The 15710-nt window shown below is 65.1% G+C and carries 18 protein-coding genes and 2 riboswitches; of the genes, 6 read left to right on the forward strand and 12 right to left on the reverse strand.

Features of this window, described 5'->3' with window-relative positions; translation table 11 throughout:
• Positions 1-20 precede the first annotated feature (20 nt).
• Genes cobG through F8A10_RS01390 form a run of 4 tightly spaced genes read right to left on the reverse strand, consistent with a single transcriptional unit; the run spans position 21 to position 5739 of the window.
• Positions 21-1178 (reverse strand): precorrin-3B synthase, encoded by a 1158-nt coding sequence (cobG, locus tag F8A10_RS01375; RefSeq protein ID WP_152366531.1) that lies wholly within the window; start codon positions 1176-1178, stop codon positions 21-23.
• A complete protein-coding gene (gene cobN, locus F8A10_RS01380; RefSeq protein ID WP_152366532.1) occupies positions 1175-4333 on the reverse strand; it encodes a cobaltochelatase subunit CobN in 3159 nt (1052 codons plus the stop codon). Before cobN ends, cobG begins: the two co-directional genes overlap by 4 nt.
• A gap of 14 nt (positions 4334-4347) precedes the next feature.
• Positions 4348-5382 (reverse strand): cobalamin biosynthesis protein CobW, encoded by a 1035-nt coding sequence (cobW, locus tag F8A10_RS01385; RefSeq protein WP_010393415.1) that lies wholly within the window; start codon positions 5380-5382, stop codon positions 4348-4350.
• 3 nt (positions 5383-5385) lie between these two features.
• Complete coding sequence (locus F8A10_RS01390) at positions 5386-5739, reverse strand: DUF1636 family protein (RefSeq protein WP_029371486.1); 354 nt, start codon at positions 5737-5739, stop codon at positions 5386-5388.
• Positions 5740-5818: 79 nt separating this feature from the next.
• Positions 5819-6023, reverse strand: a riboswitch (cobalamin riboswitch).
• 37 nt (positions 6024-6060) lie between these two features.
• Between F8A10_RS01390 and cobO the strand changes: the two genes are divergently transcribed.
• Together cobO and F8A10_RS01400 are read left to right on the forward strand one after the other, a co-directional pair.
• A complete protein-coding gene (gene cobO, locus F8A10_RS01395) occupies positions 6061-6672 on the forward strand; it encodes a cob(I)yrinic acid a,c-diamide adenosyltransferase (RefSeq protein WP_152366533.1) in 612 nt (203 codons plus the stop codon).
• A gap of 4 nt (positions 6673-6676) precedes the next feature.
• A complete protein-coding gene (locus F8A10_RS01400; protein ID WP_152366534.1) occupies positions 6677-7093 on the forward strand; it encodes a DUF1801 domain-containing protein in 417 nt (138 codons plus the stop codon).
• Between the two features lie 4 nt (positions 7094-7097).
• On the opposite strand, the gene bluB is transcribed toward F8A10_RS01400, so the two are convergent.
• From bluB to leuD, 6 genes are all read right to left on the reverse strand, one after another.
• Positions 7098-7721: a 5,6-dimethylbenzimidazole synthase gene (gene bluB / locus F8A10_RS01405; RefSeq protein ID WP_085501391.1), complete on the reverse strand. Its 624-nt coding sequence runs from the start codon at positions 7719-7721 to the stop codon at positions 7098-7100.
• On the reverse strand, positions 7721-8254 hold the full coding sequence (locus F8A10_RS01410) for a hypothetical protein (RefSeq protein ID WP_085501390.1): 534 nt from the start codon (positions 8252-8254) through the stop codon (positions 7721-7723). The genes bluB and F8A10_RS01410 overlap by 1 nt, the downstream gene beginning before the upstream one ends.
• Before the next feature lie 66 nt (positions 8255-8320).
• On the reverse strand, positions 8321-9019 hold the full coding sequence (locus F8A10_RS01415; protein WP_152366535.1) for a CbtA family protein: 699 nt from the start codon (positions 9017-9019) through the stop codon (positions 8321-8323).
• Between the two features lies 1 nt (position 9020).
• Entirely contained in the window at positions 9021-9200 is a 180-nt protein-coding gene (locus tag F8A10_RS01420) for a CbtB domain-containing protein (protein WP_010393405.1), read from the reverse strand.
• 37 nt (positions 9201-9237) lie between these two features.
• Positions 9238-9445: riboswitch (cobalamin riboswitch) on the reverse strand.
• A 55-nt stretch (positions 9446-9500) separates the two neighbouring features.
• Entirely contained in the window at positions 9501-10553 is a 1053-nt protein-coding gene (locus F8A10_RS01425; RefSeq protein WP_152366536.1) for an endonuclease/exonuclease/phosphatase family protein, read from the reverse strand.
• Positions 10544-11149 carry a 3-isopropylmalate dehydratase small subunit gene (gene leuD, locus F8A10_RS01430; RefSeq protein ID WP_010393389.1) on the reverse strand — a complete coding sequence of 202 codons (606 nt, stop codon included), beginning with the start codon at positions 11147-11149 and terminating at the stop codon, positions 10544-10546. The genes F8A10_RS01425 and leuD overlap by 10 nt, the downstream gene beginning before the upstream one ends.
• Positions 11150-11240: 91 nt before the next feature.
• Here leuD and F8A10_RS01435 point away from each other — a divergent pair, with 91 nt between their 5' ends.
• Positions 11241-11822, forward strand: coding sequence for a hypothetical protein (locus F8A10_RS01435; RefSeq protein ID WP_085501387.1), 582 nt, complete (start codon positions 11241-11243; stop codon positions 11820-11822).
• A 17-nt stretch (positions 11823-11839) separates the two neighbouring features.
• Here the strand turns inward: F8A10_RS01435 and leuC are convergent, their stop codons facing one another.
• A complete protein-coding gene (leuC, locus tag F8A10_RS01440) occupies positions 11840-13276 on the reverse strand; it encodes a 3-isopropylmalate dehydratase large subunit (protein WP_010393387.1) in 1437 nt (478 codons plus the stop codon).
• A 307-nt stretch (positions 13277-13583) separates the two neighbouring features.
• On the opposite strand from leuC, the gene F8A10_RS01445 reads away from it, so the two are divergent.
• Genes F8A10_RS01445 through rlmH form a run of 3 tightly spaced genes read left to right on the forward strand, consistent with a single transcriptional unit; the run spans position 13584 to position 14821 of the window.
• The gene (locus F8A10_RS01445) at positions 13584-13844 is read left to right on the forward strand and encodes a hypothetical protein (RefSeq protein WP_010393386.1); all 261 of its coding nucleotides are present in this window, start codon (positions 13584-13586) and stop codon (positions 13842-13844) included.
• A 50-nt stretch (positions 13845-13894) separates the two neighbouring features.
• On the forward strand, positions 13895-14350 hold the full coding sequence (gene rsfS, locus F8A10_RS01450; protein WP_083825813.1) for a ribosome silencing factor: 456 nt from the start codon (positions 13895-13897) through the stop codon (positions 14348-14350).
• Positions 14351-14353: 3 nt separating this feature from the next.
• Positions 14354-14821: a 23S rRNA (pseudouridine(1915)-N(3))-methyltransferase RlmH gene (rlmH, locus tag F8A10_RS01455; protein ID WP_010393384.1), complete on the forward strand. Its 468-nt coding sequence runs from the start codon at positions 14354-14356 to the stop codon at positions 14819-14821.
• Between the two features lie 38 nt (positions 14822-14859).
• Here the strand turns inward: rlmH and F8A10_RS01460 are convergent, their stop codons facing one another.
• A complete protein-coding gene (locus F8A10_RS01460) occupies positions 14860-15687 on the reverse strand; it encodes an LOG family protein (RefSeq protein ID WP_010393382.1) in 828 nt (275 codons plus the stop codon).
• Positions 15688-15710: the final 23 nt, after the last annotated feature.

The following is a 15710-nucleotide window of genomic DNA, read 5'->3' on the forward strand; positions in this document are numbered from 1 at the left end:
CCACTGGGTTTGAGGCGATTTCATTGGGGACACGCTTTGGCAAGTGCGGCAGGCAGGTCATGCACGGCCAGCCCCGCCCGCGTGACAGGATCGCGCGCGCTGCCATCCCGGATCAGGTCAAAGCGGTCGCGCCCGGTCGCAATCAGCGTCGCCGAGGCCGGTCCCTGATGGGCGCATGCCTTGGCGCAGCCGGTGACATGCAGCGTCTGATCCGGCGCGAGGCGAGACGCAAGATGCCGCGCCAGCGTCCGTACATCGGCCTGCGCCTGCGGGCAGCCGGGCGCGCCCGTGCAGGCATGGACGCGCGTAAGCGGGTCGCACGGATCAAGGATCGCACCGGGGATACGGGGCAAGGTAGCACCCTCGATCAGCAAGGCGCGCCACGGTGTCAGGCGCAGCGGACCCAAAGCTGCTGCTGCCTCAAGCTGGCCGGGCGTGATCTGACCAAAGGCAAAGCCGACGATCCAGCCATTCGTTGCCGGTCCGGGACCTGGCGTGGCAGAGGCACCGGGGCGGGTGGTCCCTGCGACCGATCCCCCGGGTTTTGGCGCCCCCCGGCGCAGATGGTTGCGCATCCGCCCACGACCCTCGGTCACGCCGCCCGTCTGCACGAACCAATGTGCCAGTGCGACGGCGCGGCGGGCAGCCTCGGCGGGGTTTGCGGCCTCAAGTGCCCAATCCGCACCATCAGGCAGGATCAACCAGCCCGTGCCATGTGGGCGCAGCCGGATATCCGCGGGCACATCGGTCAGCACCGCAGTTCCTGCATCGACTGCAAATCCGAACTTGGCGGGAACTTTTGGCGCATCCGGTGCTGTCATTGCGCGGGCGATCGCCTCGGCCACCTGCCACGCCGGTCCGCCGACCGGGGCAAATGGCGACAGGATGACATTGCGCCGCGCCTCGGTCCCGGCATCGCGGTCGGTCAGGCCGAAAGGCTGAAGCGCCGCGATGGTCGCCGCATGGCCCAAGGGGGTCAGCCCGCGCAATTGCAGGTTTGCGCGACTGGTCAGGTCGATCAGCCCGTTGCCGTGGCGCGAAGAAAGACCGGCGATCAGCCGCGCCTCGTCGGGTGTCAGCCGTCCATTTCGCGCCCGGATACGCAGCACCAGCCCGTCGCCCGATTCCATCGGGCGCAGCGCGCCGGGACACCAGCCCTTGATCTCAAAACCGCTCATGGTGCCACCCCGGCAAGGACAGAGTTGCGCCGCGTGACCCACAGACCCGAGGCGATCAGCCGTGCAAACAGCGCCCGCATTGCGGCCAGAGCGGCGGGGTTTTCGCGCTGCATGAAATCCACCACCTCGGGTCGACCCAGCGTCGCCTCGTGATAAAGGTCGAACAGATGGCCCGGCACCACGCCGGCCAGATTGGCAAAGGCGGCCATGTGATCCAGCGTTGCCGCAATCTCGGCCGCGCCGCGAAAGCCGTGCCGCATCATGCCGTCCGCCCAGGCGGGATTGGCAGCGCGGGCACGGGTGACGCGGGCGATTTCCTCGGTCAGGGTGCGGGCGCGCGGCTGGTCCGGGCGCGTGGCGTCAAGGTGGTAAAGCGCCGGATGCGCAGCCCCGATCCGCGCCATGGCGGCGGCAAAGCCCGCCTCATGTGCGGCGTAATCGCTGGCCAGCAGCAGATCGGATTCCGGCAGGTCCTGCGCATGGACAAAGGCGTCAGCCCCCGAAAGCCGCTCACGGATCGCCTGTGGCTGATGGCTGATGCGCCCATCCGCCCCGATGGCATGAGAGGACGCGGCAAGCCATGCCTCGCCCGCCGCGTGCCGCGCCTCATCGCTGAACGTTTCGGCAAGATCGGCAAGGCCGAGGCCGTAAAGCCCGGGCTTGGGGCCAAAGACGCGCGGGATGCGGTGACGATAGGGGTTGTCATCCGGGCTTTCGCCACGAGTCGCCAGCGCTGCGGCCCCGGTCTCGAACAATTGCGCCAGACCGGGGAAAACGTCCCTAAACAACCCCGAGACCCGCAGCGTCACGTCAATTCGCGGCCGGCCCAGTTCGGCCAGCGTAAGGATATCGACCCCCGATACCCGGCCCGAGGCGGCGTCCCAGCGCGGGCGCAGCCCGGCCAGATGCAGCGCCATGGCAAATTCCTCGCCTGCCGTGCGCATGGTTGCGCTGCCCCACAGGTCCACGACCAGCCCACGCGGCCAGTCGCCATGATCCTGAAGATGGCGGCGCAGCAGCTCTTCGGCCAGCCTTACCCCCTGTGCATAGGCATTGCGCGAAGGCACGGCGCGGGGATCGACGGTAAAAAGATTGCGCCCCGTCGGCAGCACATCCTGCCGCCCGCGCGCCGGAGAGCCCGAGGGGCCGGGCGCGACCCTTTGCCCCGAAAGGGCGCGGGTCAGCCCCTCACGCTCGGCCTTGCCACAGGCGCCAGAGCCATAGACATGCAGCCCGTCGCCAAAGCGGCTGTCCTTGAGATCGCAAAGGAAACGGTCGATCAGCGGGATCGCCTCGGCCGGGGCGGCGTCGGGGGGCAGGCCCAGATCCGCCTCGACCCCGGCGGCACGTGCCTCGTCTCGGATGGCAAGGATCAGCCGGTCGCGGCGGCGTGGGTCCAGCCCGTCGGCGGTGGAATATTCGTCAAGCAGCCGCTCAAGATGCGTCAGGCGCTCCGGCAGGGCGGCATCGACAAGGGGCGGCGGCAGATGGCCCAGCGTTACGGCTGAAAGCCGCCGTTTCGCCTGCGCCGCCTCGCCCGGATCGTTGGCGATGAAGGGATAGACGACGGGCAGATCGCCAAGCAGTGCCTCGGGCCAGCATTCATCTGACAGTGCCACCGATTTGCCCGGCAGCCACTCAAGCGTGCCATGTGCGCCCATGTGGATCAGCGCGTCCGCCTGTGTCCTGAGCCACAGGTAAAAGGCAACATATTCGTGGCATGGGGTGCGGGTCAGGTCGTGATAATCCTCGGCCCTTGTCGCGACCTCTCCGCGTTCGGGTTGCAGCGCGATCAGGTCGGCGCCATGGCGCAGGGCGGCAAAGTGAAAGCCACCAGCGGGAGGCGCGCCCCATGCGGCGGCAAGGTCGTCACGCAGACGCGCCGGCAGGCGGGCCAGCGTGGCAAGGTAATCCGCCTGCGGCCAGTGCAGACGCCCGGCCTTAAGCCTGCGGCCCAGATCGTCATGTGGAATGCCAAGCATCGCCCCGGCTGATGCAAGGGCGTCAAGCCCAACCGCATGGGCCAGCTGATAGGTCTTGCCGGGATAGGTCGACAGCACCACTGCGCGGCGTTTTGCGGGCAGGTTCAGCCAAGCCCGCACCCGTGCCGCCGCCGCATTGATGCGCTGATCATCCGGGACGTGGATCATGCGAGAAAATTGCAGATCCGGGTCGCGCTCTTGCGCCTGTTTGAAGCTGATCGCGCCCAGAAAAATGCGGCCATCAACCTCGGGCAGGACCACGTGCATCGCCAGATCTGCGGCGGAAAGGCCGCGTTCTTCTGCGGCCCATAGCTCGCGCGGGGCAGTGGAAAGCGCCACCTGAAAGACCGGGCCGTCGGCCCCGTCAAAGGGCGTCGCGCCAGCATCGTCACGGGCAGAAAAGGCGGTCAGGTTTACCACCGCCGCAACCCCCGGCAGATGTGGCGCCAGCCATTCTGCAAAGCCCGGTGCCTTGAGCGAGGGCGCGAATACTCCGGTTGCGTCCAGTCCCGCGGCGTGCAGGGCGCGGATCATCGCATCGACTGGCGCCAGATCGGCAGAGGTCAGATAGCTGCGGTAAAAGCTGACGAGCAGCCCGGGCTTTGGCCGCTGAATAACGCCGTGATCGGGGTCGTAAAATCCGAACTCGGGGATCGCAGCCTCGCCCTGAACCGGCGCGGTGTGCAGGCCCGCAGCATGCGCCAGCTCTGCCAAGGCCATCTGCGCGGCGACCGCGCCGCCCTGATCGCATAGCGTGGTCAGCCGGCGCAGCACCGGCAACGGCAGCGTCGAATAACGGTCAAGCGTCGGGTCAGGCCGCCCGTCGGCGGGCAGAAAGGCCAGCGCGATACCCCGTCTGCGCGCCAGATCCTGAAGGCTGGCGACTCCATAGGACCAATAGGGTTCACCCCCGATCAGCCGCACCAGAATCGCCCGCGCCCCGGCAAGCGTCGTCTCGCAGTACTGATCGACCGAAACCGGGTGCCGCAGCGCCGAAAGATTGCACAGCCGCAGCGAGGGCAGCCCCCCTGACGCACGGTGCCAGCCTGCCGCGAAAGCGCCGAGATCGCTGTCCGAATAGGACAGTGCGATCAGCTCGGCGGGGCTTTGGCCGGGGTCGGTCGGAACCTCGGTTTCTTCCAGCCCACGGCTTTCGCGAAAGACGACATGCATGGCTTATTCGGCGCTTATGCGGCCAGAACCGCCCTGATCGCGGCCTCGTCGATATCGTCATGCTCGGCAATGACGACGAGGCGCGAGTTGCGGGGGGCATCGCCCCAGGGCCGGTCGTATTGGTGGCGCACCCGTTCACCCACCGCCTGCACCAGCAACCGCATGGGCTTGCCCAGGACGGCGACATGGCCTTTGACCCGCAGGATGTTCTGTTCCCGCGCCAGCCGTTCGATGCGGGTGGCCAGATCAGCCGGGTCCGCGATCTCGGCCAGTTCGATCACCACCGAGTCGAAATCGTCATGCTCATGATCCTCGGCCCCGTCATGATGGCTGGGGCGGGCGGCAAGGTCATCCTCGGCCGCGGCATTGAGGCCCAGGATGACGCGCGGGTCGATCACCCCGTCAACCAGCGGCAGGATCGGCAGCTTGCGCGGGGCCTCGGCCTCGATGACCGCGCGGGCGGCGGCCAGCCCCTGTTCGCCCGCCAGATCAGCCTTGGAGAGCAGGACGATATCGGCACAGGCGATCTGGTCCTCGAACACCTCGGAAAGCGGCGTTTCGTGGTCAAGGCTGTCATCAGCGGCGCGCTGGGCCTCGACTGCCGCCACGTCGGGGGCAAAACGGCCTGCCGCAACCGCCTCGGCATCGGCCAGTGCAATCACCCCGTCCACGGTGATGCGCGAACGGATCGCCGGCCAGTCGAACGCCTTAAGCAGCGGTTTCGGCAGGGCAAGGCCCGAGGTCTCGATCAGGATGTGGTCGGGCCTGACCGGCATTGCCATCAGCCGTTCAAGCGTCGGGATGAAGTCATCGGCGACGGTGCAACAGATGCAGCCGTTCGACAGCTCCATGATGTTTTCGGCCGGGCAGTTTTCGTCTGCGCAGGATTTCAGGATCTCTCCGTCCACGCCCATTGTGCCGAATTCGTTGACCAGAACTGCCAGCCGCTTGCCCTGCGGGTTCTGCATCAGGTGGCGGATCAGCGTGGTCTTGCCGGCGCCCAGAAAGCCGGTGATGACAGTCACTGGGGTCTTGGTCAGGTCGGTCATGTGCTACCCAATCGGAGGAATGCGCGCGAGGCTGCGCTTGCGGAAAATCGTGACGCGTTCGCGCCAGGGGACGATGCCGTCAGATGCGTCGGCATAGGCGGCGGCGCCCTGCATGATCTCGGGGGCGTCATCAGCCGACATGCTGCCATAGACATAGGTCCACCGGCCCGGGCCCGACAGCGCGATCGCCGCGCCATTGGCGCAGGCCGACAGGCATTCGACGGGAACGATACGCACGCCTTGGGGCAGGGTCTCGGCGGTCAGCGCCTGCAGCAGACGCAGGCCGGGCACGGGCTCGCCGTCGGGGACGGGCAGGCCGGCGCGGCAGGTGATGCAGACGTGCAAGGTGACTGTCATGCGCCCTTCATCCGTTATGGCGGCAGGGCGCGGGGGCGCGACATATGCCCCAAGCCCCAGCAGGAACACCCCGTCCGCCGGTCAATCCTTTGCGCGGGCAGGTCTCCCGGCTTGCGGATTCGGGCCTGTGGGGCCCACGGTCGTCCCGCCTTCCCGGCTTTTGGCCAGTGGCTTATGGGCGACCTTTCCGGTCACGGTCGCGGGGGCGGCTGCTTCCAGGCGGTTGCCTGTCGCATTCCCTCTTAGCCTGTCGTAGGACAGGAACCAGCGCCCCTTGTCTGTGCGCGCCCGGTCCCGACTTGTCAAGCAAAGGAGTGCCCGATGCCGACCGAAGACAACCTTCGCCATGCCGAGAAGATGGCCAGGATCAAGGCTGCGCGTGACCGGATGATGGCTGGAAAGCAGGGCGAAAAGGGACTGATCATCGTCCATACCGGCAAGGGCAAGGGCAAGTCCTCGTCCGGGTTTGGCATGATCCTGCGCTGCATCGCCCATGAGATGCCCTGCGCCGTGGTGCAGTTCATCAAGGGCTCATGGGACACGGGCGAGCGTCGGCTTTTGACCGGACATTTCGGCGATCTGTGCCAGTTTTATGCCATGGGCGAGGGGTTTACCTGGGAAACGCAGGACCGTGAGCGTGACATCGCCGCCGCCCGCGCCGGCTGGGAAAAGGCCAAAGAGCTGATCCGCGATCCCCGCATCCGTATGGTACTGCTTGATGAGATCAACATCGCCCTGCGCTATGATTATCTGGATCTGGACGAGGTGCTGGTCTTTCTGCGCAGCGAAAAGCAGCCGATGACCCATGTCGTGCTGACCGGGCGCAACGCCAGGCCGGAACTGATCGAGCTTGCCGATCTTGTAACAGAGATGGAACAGGTCAAGCATCCGTTCCGCGACGGTATCAAGGCCCAGCCGGGGGTAGAGTTCTAGGACGATGACCGAACCGCAGAACAAGCCAAAACTGCTTTCGGGCGGCAATCCGCAGATCCCAAAGGGATATGGCGAAGCCCCCGTTCGCGCCTATATCGACGCGCTGCCGGGATGGAAGCATCAGGTTGGCGAAAAGCTGGATCAGATCATCACCCGCACCGTGCCGGGTGTGAAAAAGGCGGTAAAGTGGAATTCGCCTTTTTACGGGGTCGAGGAAGGGGTCTGGTTCCTCAGCTTTCACTGCATGACTAAATATATCAAAGTCGGCTTTTTTCGCGGCGCAGAGCTGGATCCGCTGCCGCCTGTCGCCTCGAAACAGCCCGACGTGCGCTATGTCCATATTCCCGAAGGCCCGTTCGACGAAAAGCAATTCGCCGATTGGGTGCTGCAGGCCAGCCATCTGCCGGGGCTGAAGATGTAAGGCCCTAGCGCCGCTGCCATTCGGGGGCGGTATTTTCCTGCCAGCCCCTGCGATGCAGCAATGGCGTGTCATCCTCAAACTCAGGCCAGCCGAGGCAGAGAAGGGCCGAGAACTCCCATTCAGGCGACACCTGCAAAAGCGCGGTGATCCGCTGGGGGTCGATGATCGAGACCATCCCCATCCCCAGATTGCGCGCCCGTGCCGCCAGCCATAGCGCCATGATTGCCATGGCGGTCGATTGTTGCAGCGTTTGCGGCATGGTTGCCCGGCCAAGGCCGTGCCCCTCAGAGGGGTCGAGACGGGTAAAGACGGCCAGCCACACCGGTGCGCGATCAAGACCTGCCAGTTTCAATGCATCATATTCCTGTCGCTGCTGGCCCCGATAGTGGCTGGCGGCCTCGGTATTGCAGCGTTGGAACTCGGCCCGGATCCGGTCGCGCAGAGCCGGGGTTTCGACGCGAACCACCCGCCAGGGACGAGAGTTGCCGACGGATGGCGCAAGCTCCATCGCGGCACGCAGCTCATCCAGCAGGGGTTCGGGCACAGGATCGGGGCGGAAATGGCGTATATCGCGGCGCCAGCGCAGGATGCGGTCCAGCGTGGCGCGATCTTCGGGGCCGAACTCCATCACGGTGTAGCGCAGATTGCGTTGTCGGGCAGGCCCTCGGCCCCGGCGCGGATGGCGACCGGGCGTTCGGGGACTGTCAGTTCGATAGCAAGCGGCTGGCCGCCGACGGTCAGGGGGCTGTGATCGTTGGCATTCAGTTCGACCCGCAGCTGATCGCCGGGCGCCAGCGACCCAAGGTGATGGGCGGGGCCATAAAGACGGGCGATCTTGGTGCCGTTCAGGTAAAGATGGGCGTGACCTTCACCCGCGCGGTGGGCCAGACCTGCATGTTCGGGCGCAAAGCAAAAGCCCTGCGCCTGCACGAACAGGTTCCAGCCGGTGACGCTGTCGGGTTCAAGCCGCGCCGAGGCAGTTGCGCTGCCAGCGGGCAGGTCGATGGCCGTGCCGTGGTGATGCGTCCCGGTCTGTGCGCCATGGCCATTGGCACCGTGGTCGTGGCCGTCCAGCGTGACGCCATTCGCGGCGGCGATGACAAAGCCCATGCCGCCGCCGAAGATCAGACCGATCAGCAGCATCGGGATCGAGCGATCCATGTCACTATCCTTGTTCATAGGAACAGCCGGACGATGGCCGCCCGGCTGCGAATGCTTCATTCCCGATCAGGCCGCCTGCGGCACTGGGGCGCCCTGCGCCTCGCGCTGCCAGAGCCAGCCCGAAAGCAGCCCAAGCAGGGTCCATGCCATGGCGCCTACGCCTAGCGAGCGGCCGGCGAATTCGGCTGCCAGTTCCGGCGGGACGGGGCCGGCGTAACTGTCGGGCTGCGGTGCTCCGATCAGATGCGGCGCGATGATCAGGATGATTGCCGCGCCCCATGCCGCCCAGCCTTTGCCAAAGACGATCAGCCACAGGGCAAGCCCGGTCGCAACCGCCGTGCCAAGCCACCAGATTGCGCGAAGCTGCACATCAGCGGCGGCAACGCCCGGCACCTCGGGTGCAAGGCCAAAGGCCGGGGCAAGCTGCATGGTGACAAAACCTGCAAGCCCCCACAGCAGCCCCTGCCGGGCTGATACCGTATTTCCCTGCACCTCGGTCACCGCCATCAGTGCCACCAGCATCAGCCCGTAGCCTGCATAGACCATCATGGTGAACAGAACCGACAGCATGTTGCGGCTCCATTCAAACGGACCAAGGTTCTGATGGGCGCTGACGGTCTCGGCCCCGAAATGGGTCAGTTGGCCCGATTCATACAGTTCGGCATGCAGCAGCACCGGCTGCACGAACCAAAGCTGCAACAGGGCGGCAATCAGCCCTGCTGCAGCGCCAGCGATCAATCCGCTGGTCACTATGCGCGAAAACATCTCAGTGGCAGGGGAAGCCGACGGCGTGACGCGTGTCATGCGCGGCATCATGCAGGGTCTCGGCCTGCACCAGCCCCGACACAAAGATCAGCCCAAAGCCGATGGCAAACGCTGCAATGGCAGGAAGCAGGACCGAGCGCGCGCCTGCGGCGCTGCTGGTCGTCATGGTCTTTGCGGTCATTCTTGACCCTTTCCTGTAGTCGTCCAACCCGACGACGTTACGGTTTCATGCACCGGCAGGTCTCCTGGCTTGCGGGTCACAGCTGACGCCCGCCTTCCCGGCCATGACGGGCCAGTGGCGTGATGGGCGTCCGCTCTCCGCTCACAGTCGCGGGGGCGGCTGCGGATTTGGCACCGGATGTTCCGGGCCGCACCGCATTCCCTTTTGGGCCCCGATCAAGGGGCACCGATACGTGGGCATGTTAGCTGCGAGATCGCGCCGGCGGCAAGCGGAATCGGGTGCCGTCTCGTCGCAGGCCGGTCAGGGCGCGGGTGGCCAATCCACATCGACCCAGACCAGCCGATGCGCCGAGGCTTTCAGCGCGGCCTCGGCCAGTGGCCCCTCGGCAGGCCAGAAGACGCCAGAGCCCAGCACCTCTAACCCCTTGGCGGGCAGGACGTAATCGACGCGCAGGTTGCCCGGCGGACGGTCGTCGCGCCAGTCGCCGGTATCCAGCGCGGGGTCGCCCTTATGGTTGTCGTTCACGCCCCCCCTGGCCGCCGTCCCTCCGGTGCTGCGGGGCAGGGGGTCGGTGACATGGGCCATGATCCGGGCCAAAGCCTCGGGTCGGCCGTCGCCGTCCATCGGATCAAGGTTCAGATTTCCGGCAAGCACGAAGGGACCTTTGGGCAGATGGTGCAGCCAGAAGGCCAGTTCGTCGTGATTGCGCCGCCCGTTCAAATCTTCGGGGCCGTCAAAGACCGGAGGGGTTGCTGACATAGCCAGCAGGTGCAGCGGCTGACCCGCAATGGTGATTTCAGCATCCCAATGCGCGGTCGAGGACAGGCGCCGCGCCGCCGCGACCTCGGGCGGCAGGGGCGGCATCAGGTTGCCGGGCAGATCGCGCCACAGGAAACCACTGTAATCCCGGACTGAGCCTATCGGGTGGCGCGACAGGATCGCCATACCGCCCTGACCGGTGAAATTGCCAAACCCCTGCGCATCATCTGCTGTGCCAAGCCGTCCGTCGGCGTTCAGATCCAGCCCGGTCGCCATGCCGGAATTTGGGCGTGCTGCAAAACGGTGGGGATAATCCAGCCCCGCCTTGGCCAGCCTTGCGGCAAATGCATCCAACGCCTTGCTGTCGTAGTCCCAGTCGAAATCGGTCAGCAAAAGGATATCGGGCCGTGTCCCGGCGATGACGCGGATTACGGCGTCAATCTGGCTGTCCTTGCGGGTCAGATCGCGCAGCAATAACCCCGGCCCGTCGCGTGACAGGCCGGGGCTATAGGTGGCGATCCGCAAAGGCTCTGCCAGCGTGCCCTGGGCCAGCGCGAGGATCAGCGCCAGCCCGGCGAAAGCATTCAGACCCAAGGCCGGCTCTGTTGCATCTGCGCCTCGAACGTGTCGATCGACGCGGACTTTTCCATGGTCAGGCCGATATCGTCCAGCCCGTTCAGCAGGCAATGTTTGCGGAAGGGGTCGATGTCGAAGCCAAAGCTTTGCCCGTCCGAAGTGGTGACGGTCTGGTTTTCAAGGTCGATGGTCATGCGGGCGTTGGCGCCTTTGCGGGCGTCCTCCATCAGCACGTCCACCGCCTCTTGCGGCATGACGATGGGCAGGATGCCGTTCTTGAAGCAGTTATTGTAAAAGATGTCGGCAAAGCTGGTCGAGATGACCGCGCGGATGCCAAAGTCCAGCAGTGCCCAGGGCGCATGCTCGCGCGACGAGCCGCAGCCAAAGTTATCCCCGGCGACGATGATTTCCGCGCTGCGATAGGCGGGCTGGTTCAGCACGAAATCGGCGATCTCGGTGCCGTCGGGATTGTAGCGCATCTCGTCAAACAGGTTCTTGCCCAGACCCGAACGATGGATCGTCTTGAGGAACTGTTTGGGGATGATCATGTCGGTGTCGATATTGACCAGCGGCATGGGGGCCGCGATGCCGGTCAGGGTGGTGAACTTGTCCATGTGTTGATCCTCGCGAATTGACTGGGGGAGTGCGTCCCCGTTAACCCAGGCCGACTGGGCGCATAGCACCACGACGAAACGGGTCCTTCAGATGTTTTTTGGATTTTCGAGCTTTCACGACCTGCGTGCCTGCATTGCCCGCGACTGGACCCCAAAGATCGGGGACCCCGGGTTCACCGGTTGGCTGACGGTTCTGTCCTATCTTGTCTGCCTGTGGCTGGCGGTGCTGGTACTGCGCCGTCGTCCGGCGGGTGCCGCACGCAAATTGTGGCTGGTCATTGCCGGGTTGATGGCCTTTCTGGCCCTGAACAAACAGCTGGATCTGCAAACTGCGCTGACCGCTGCGGGGCGGTGCGTGGCGCGGGCGCAGGGCTGGTATGACAGCCGCTATATCGTGCAGCTGGCCTTTATCGCCGGGCTGGTTCTGGGGGCCGTTCTGGCGCTGATCTGGGCGACGAAAGCCTTGCGCGGACACATGAGCCACAACCGCCTGGCCCTGCTGGGTCTGGCGGTGCTGTGCTGCTTTGTGCTGGTGCGCGCGGCTGGCTTTCATCATGTGGACAGGCTGATCAGTGCCGATTTTGCGGACATCAAGTTCAATTTCTGGCTCGAAAACGCGGGGCTTGTGCTGATTGCCCTTAACGCGCTGATGCTGTTGCGGCGGGGCCGCTAAGGACCCCGCCCAAGCGATCAGACCGTCTCGGTCAGAAACTCGCGCACATCGGTCAGATGACCGCGAATGCCCGCCGCTGCCGCCATGACCGGCGACATCAGGTGGGTGCGGCCACCACGGCCCATGCGGCCCTCAAAGTTGCGGTTCGAGGTCGCGGCGCAGCGTTCGCCGGGGGCAAGCTGGTCGGGGTTCATGCCCAGACACATCGAACAGCCGGCCAGACGCCATTCAAAGCCGGCGTCGATAAAAATCTTGTCCAGCCCCTCTTCCTCAGCCTGCATCCGCACCAGACCCGAGCCGGGCACGACCATGCCGCGCACACCCGGCGCCAGTTTCTGTCCCCTGAGGATCGAGGCCGCGGCGCGCAGATCCTCGATCCGGCCATTGGTGCAGGACCCGATAAAGACCGCGTCGATCTTGATTTCGTTCAGCGGGGTGCCCGGTTTCAGACCCATGTAGTCAAGGCTGCGGCGCACGGCCTCGACCTTGCCGCCTTCGAAATCCTCGGGCGCGGGGACGTTGGCGGAGATCGGCAGAACGTCCTCGGGCGAGGTGCCCCAGGTCACGACCGGGGCGATGTCCTCGGCGCGGATGGTGATGACTTTGTCCCAATGCGCGCCTTCGTCGGAATACAGGGTTTTCCACCAGGCCAGCGCGGCCTCCCACGCGGCGCCTTTCGGCGCGTGCGGGCGGCCCTTGACGTATTCAAAGGTCTTTTCGTCAGGGGCGATCAGGCCGGCGCGGGCGCCACCTTCGATCGCCATGTTGCAGACGGTCATCCGGCCTTCCATCGACAGGTCGCGGATCGCTTCGCCGCAATATTCGATGACATAGCCGGTGCCACCAGCCGTGCCGGTGTGGCCGATGATCGACAGCGTAATGTCCTTGGCGGTCACACCGGGGCGCAGCTTGCCGGTGATCTCGACCTTCATGTTCCTGGACTTTTTCTGGATCAGCGTCTGGGTGGCCAGAACATGCTCGACCTCAGAGGTCCCGATGCCGTGGGCAAGCGCACCAAAAGCGCCATGGGTCGCGGTATGGCTGTCGCCGCAAACCACGGTCATGCCGGGCAGGGTCCAGCCCTGTTCGGGGCCGACGATGTGAACGATGCCCTGACGGATGTCGTTCATCGGGTAGTAGTTCAGCCCGAATTCGCGGGCGTTCTTGTCCAGTTCAGCGACCTGGATACGACCCTCGGGGTTTTCGATGCCGTTCACGCGGTCGGCGGTGGTCGGGACGTTGTGGTCCGGCACGGCGATGGTCTGGTCGGGGCGGCGCACCTTGCGCCCGGCCATGCGCAGGCCCTCGAATGCCTGGGGCGAGGTCACCTCATGCACGAGGTGGCGGTCGATATAGAGGATGCAGGTCCCGTCATCAGAACGCTCGACCACATGGGCGTCAAAGATTTTGTCGTACAGGGTGCGGGGCGCGCCCGCGTTGGTGTTGCCGGTCATGGCTGTCTCTTTTCTGGAAGACTAGCTGGGAAAAGGCGAAATTCGGGCCGCAGCAGGCGGCAGGGCGCGCGCAGGCGCCCGCGCCCGTCAAAGTCGGGCGGTGACGGACAGGGTTTCCCCGTAGAACCGACCCGGCAGGCGGGCACGGTCATGGATGTCGAAATAGACGAATCCTCGCATGCGCCCAGTAATAGGTTCATTTGCCCGTGTGTTCAATCATGTTCAACCGCTCTACACGGGGCTGTTAATTCCATCTCAGCAGTTTGGCCCTATCTTCCACGGCAAATGAGTCGGGAAGGGACCGGTCATGCTGATTCGCTTTGTCCTGCGGGCGATCCCGCTGATCTGCGTGGCGATTTTCGCGCTGGCGGTGCATGTCACCCACACACCGGCGGAACGTGCGCGGGAAATGGCACATCTGGCAAACAGGCCGCTGACCTGGGCGGCGGGGCAGGTGCGCTGCGCCGATCCCTGGGGCAATCTGCCAGTTTCTGCCTGTCCCGGCGGCATTGAGGCCCAGAAAACCGACGTCCCCTCATTGAGCGGACGGAATTCCGTGCTAAATTAATAAAACCCCGGCGCCGGGGGAGATCGGCGTGATGACCGGAGGATGAACCCCTGTCCAATACCGTCTCGCCGGCTACCACGCCGGCTGCGACCACCGCGGATTCCCAGCTGACGAGCGATCAGCTACTAAGCCGCATTCTTGCTTCGCTTGACGACGACAAGGCCGAGGATGTCGTGACCATCGACCTGCGCGGTCGCTCGGCCATGGCTGATCACATGGTGATCGCTTCGGGCCGGAACGCGCGCCAGGTAGCCTCGATCGCTGAAAAGCTGGTCGATCGGCTAAAGCAGCAATCCGGCCGCTCTGCCCGAATCGAGGGGAAAGAGACCGGCGATTGGGTGCTGATCGACACCGATGACGTGATCGTGCACGTATTCCGCCCCGAGGTCCGGGAATTCTATCAGCTGGAAAAGATGTGGATGCCGGCTGATGCGCTGCGTTCGGCCACGCTGGACCGGATGCGTGCCGAACACGCCGCCGGACAGGCAGGCAAGCCCGAGAACTGACATATGCGCATGGTCATTGCCGCGGTCGGGCGGCTGCGGCAGGGCCCCGAGGCGAAGCTTGTCGCCGATTATCTTGAACGTCACGCCAAGGCGGGCCGCGCCTTGGGTTTGCCGCCCGTCACCCTGGCCGAGGTCGAGGACAAGCGCGGCGGCGGCATGGCCGCCGAGGCGGCGCTGCTTTCCAAAGTCATCCCCGAAGGTGCCGCGCTGGTGGTGCTGGATGAGCGCGGGCAGATGCTCAGCTCTCCTGAGTTAGCCAGCCGAATCGCCGGCTGGCGCGATCAGGCGCGGGATGTGGCCTTTGTGATCGGCGGGGCAGATGGCATCGACCCCATGTTGCGCGACCGTGCTGATCTGGCGATCAGCTTTGGCCGGATGGTCTGGCCGCATATGCTGGTCCGGGTGATGCTGACCGAACAGATCTATCGCGCCACCACCATCCTTGCAGGCAGCCCCTATCACCGGGAATGATCTGTCCCCCCACCTGATGGGGACAACCGCCCGCCCCGTCAGGAGCAGGGCTCGACCCAGTTGTCGATGATCTCGACCGCCTCGTCGGCGCTTTCGACAAAGCTGATCAACTCCAGATCCTCGGGGCTGATGGTACCCGCCTTGGCCAGCGCCTCCCAGTTGATGACCTCGTTCCAGAACTCGGACCCGAACAGGATGAAGGGCACGCGTTTCATGCGCCCGGTCTGGATCAGGGTCAGCGCCTCGAACATCTCGTCCATGGTGCCAAAGCCGCCGGGGAAGATCGTCACCGCCTTGGCCCGCATCAGAAAGTGCATCTTGCGGATCGCGAAATAATGGAAGTTGAAGCACAGATCCGGCGTCACATAAGCGTTCGGAGCCTGCTCATGCGGCAGCACGATTGACAGGCCGATCGAGGTGCCGCCGGCCTCATGTGCGCCAAGGTTGCCGGCCTCCATCACCCCAGGACCGCCACCGGTGCAGATCACATTCTCGGCGCCATAGCTTTTCAGGCTGCGCTCGGTCATCAGCCGGGCAAAGCGCCGCGCCTCGTCATAGTAATGCGACAGGGCGGCCAGCGTCGGCGTGCGGGCCGTCTCGCGCTGATCGGGTGCCGGGATCCGGGCACCGCCGAACATCACCACGGTCGAGCGGATGCCGCGCGCATCCATGATCATCTGCGGTTTCAGCAGCTCAAGCTGCAGCCGGACCGGACGCAGCTCTTCGCGCAGCAGGAACTCGGTATCAGTAAAGGCCAGCCGATAAGCCGGTGCGCGCGTCTGCGGCGTATCGGGGGTGGTCCTGGTTACCTGGACATCCTGATGGCTGTCACGGAACGGATTGCTGCGCTCTTCAAACTCTGTCATCCAAACCTCTGGCACGGACTGCC

Source organism: Paracoccus kondratievae (assembly GCF_009301415.1).
Lineage (GTDB): Bacteria > Pseudomonadota > Alphaproteobacteria > Rhodobacterales > Rhodobacteraceae > Paracoccus > Paracoccus kondratievae.

Excerpts from the sequence above, each read along its gene's own strand:
- F8A10_RS01400 (WP_152366534.1), top strand. The coding sequence starts at position 6,677 with ATGACCGAACCGCAGAACAAGCCAAAACTGCTTTCGGGCGGCAATCCG.
- rlmH (WP_010393384.1), top strand. The coding sequence starts at position 14,354 with ATGCGCATGGTCATTGCCGCGGTCGGGCGGCTGCGGCAGGGCCCCGAG.
- cobO (WP_152366533.1), top strand. The coding sequence starts at position 6,061 with ATGCCGACCGAAGACAACCTTCGCCATGCCGAGAAGATGGCCAGGATC.
- F8A10_RS01410 (WP_085501390.1), bottom strand. The coding sequence starts at position 8,254 with ATGGATCGCTCGATCCCGATGCTGCTGATCGGTCTGATCTTCGGCGGC.
- F8A10_RS01445 (WP_010393386.1), top strand. The coding sequence starts at position 13,584 with ATGCTGATTCGCTTTGTCCTGCGGGCGATCCCGCTGATCTGCGTGGCG.
- bluB (WP_085501391.1), bottom strand. The coding sequence starts at position 7,721 with ATGGAGTTCGGCCCCGAAGATCGCGCCACGCTGGACCGCATCCTGCGC.
- cobN (WP_152366532.1), bottom strand. The coding sequence starts at position 4,333 with ATGCATGTCGTCTTTCGCGAAAGCCGTGGGCTGGAAGAAACCGAGGTT.
- cobW (WP_010393415.1), bottom strand. The coding sequence starts at position 5,382 with ATGACCGACCTGACCAAGACCCCAGTGACTGTCATCACCGGCTTTCTG.
- F8A10_RS01420 (WP_010393405.1), bottom strand. The coding sequence starts at position 9,200 with ATGACCGCAAAGACCATGACGACCAGCAGCGCCGCAGGCGCGCGCTCG.
- F8A10_RS01390 (WP_029371486.1), bottom strand. The coding sequence starts at position 5,739 with ATGACAGTCACCTTGCACGTCTGCATCACCTGCCGCGCCGGCCTGCCC.
- F8A10_RS01415 (WP_152366535.1), bottom strand. The coding sequence starts at position 9,019 with ATGTTTTCGCGCATAGTGACCAGCGGATTGATCGCTGGCGCTGCAGCA.
- cobG (WP_152366531.1), bottom strand. The coding sequence starts at position 1,178 with ATGAGCGGTTTTGAGATCAAGGGCTGGTGTCCCGGCGCGCTGCGCCCG.
- F8A10_RS01460 (WP_010393382.1), bottom strand. The coding sequence starts at position 15,687 with ATGACAGAGTTTGAAGAGCGCAGCAATCCGTTCCGTGACAGCCATCAG.
- leuD (WP_010393389.1), bottom strand. The coding sequence starts at position 11,149 with ATGGACAAGTTCACCACCCTGACCGGCATCGCGGCCCCCATGCCGCTG.
- F8A10_RS01435 (WP_085501387.1), top strand. The coding sequence starts at position 11,241 with ATGTTTTTTGGATTTTCGAGCTTTCACGACCTGCGTGCCTGCATTGCC.
- leuC (WP_010393387.1), bottom strand. The coding sequence starts at position 13,276 with ATGACCGGCAACACCAACGCGGGCGCGCCCCGCACCCTGTACGACAAA.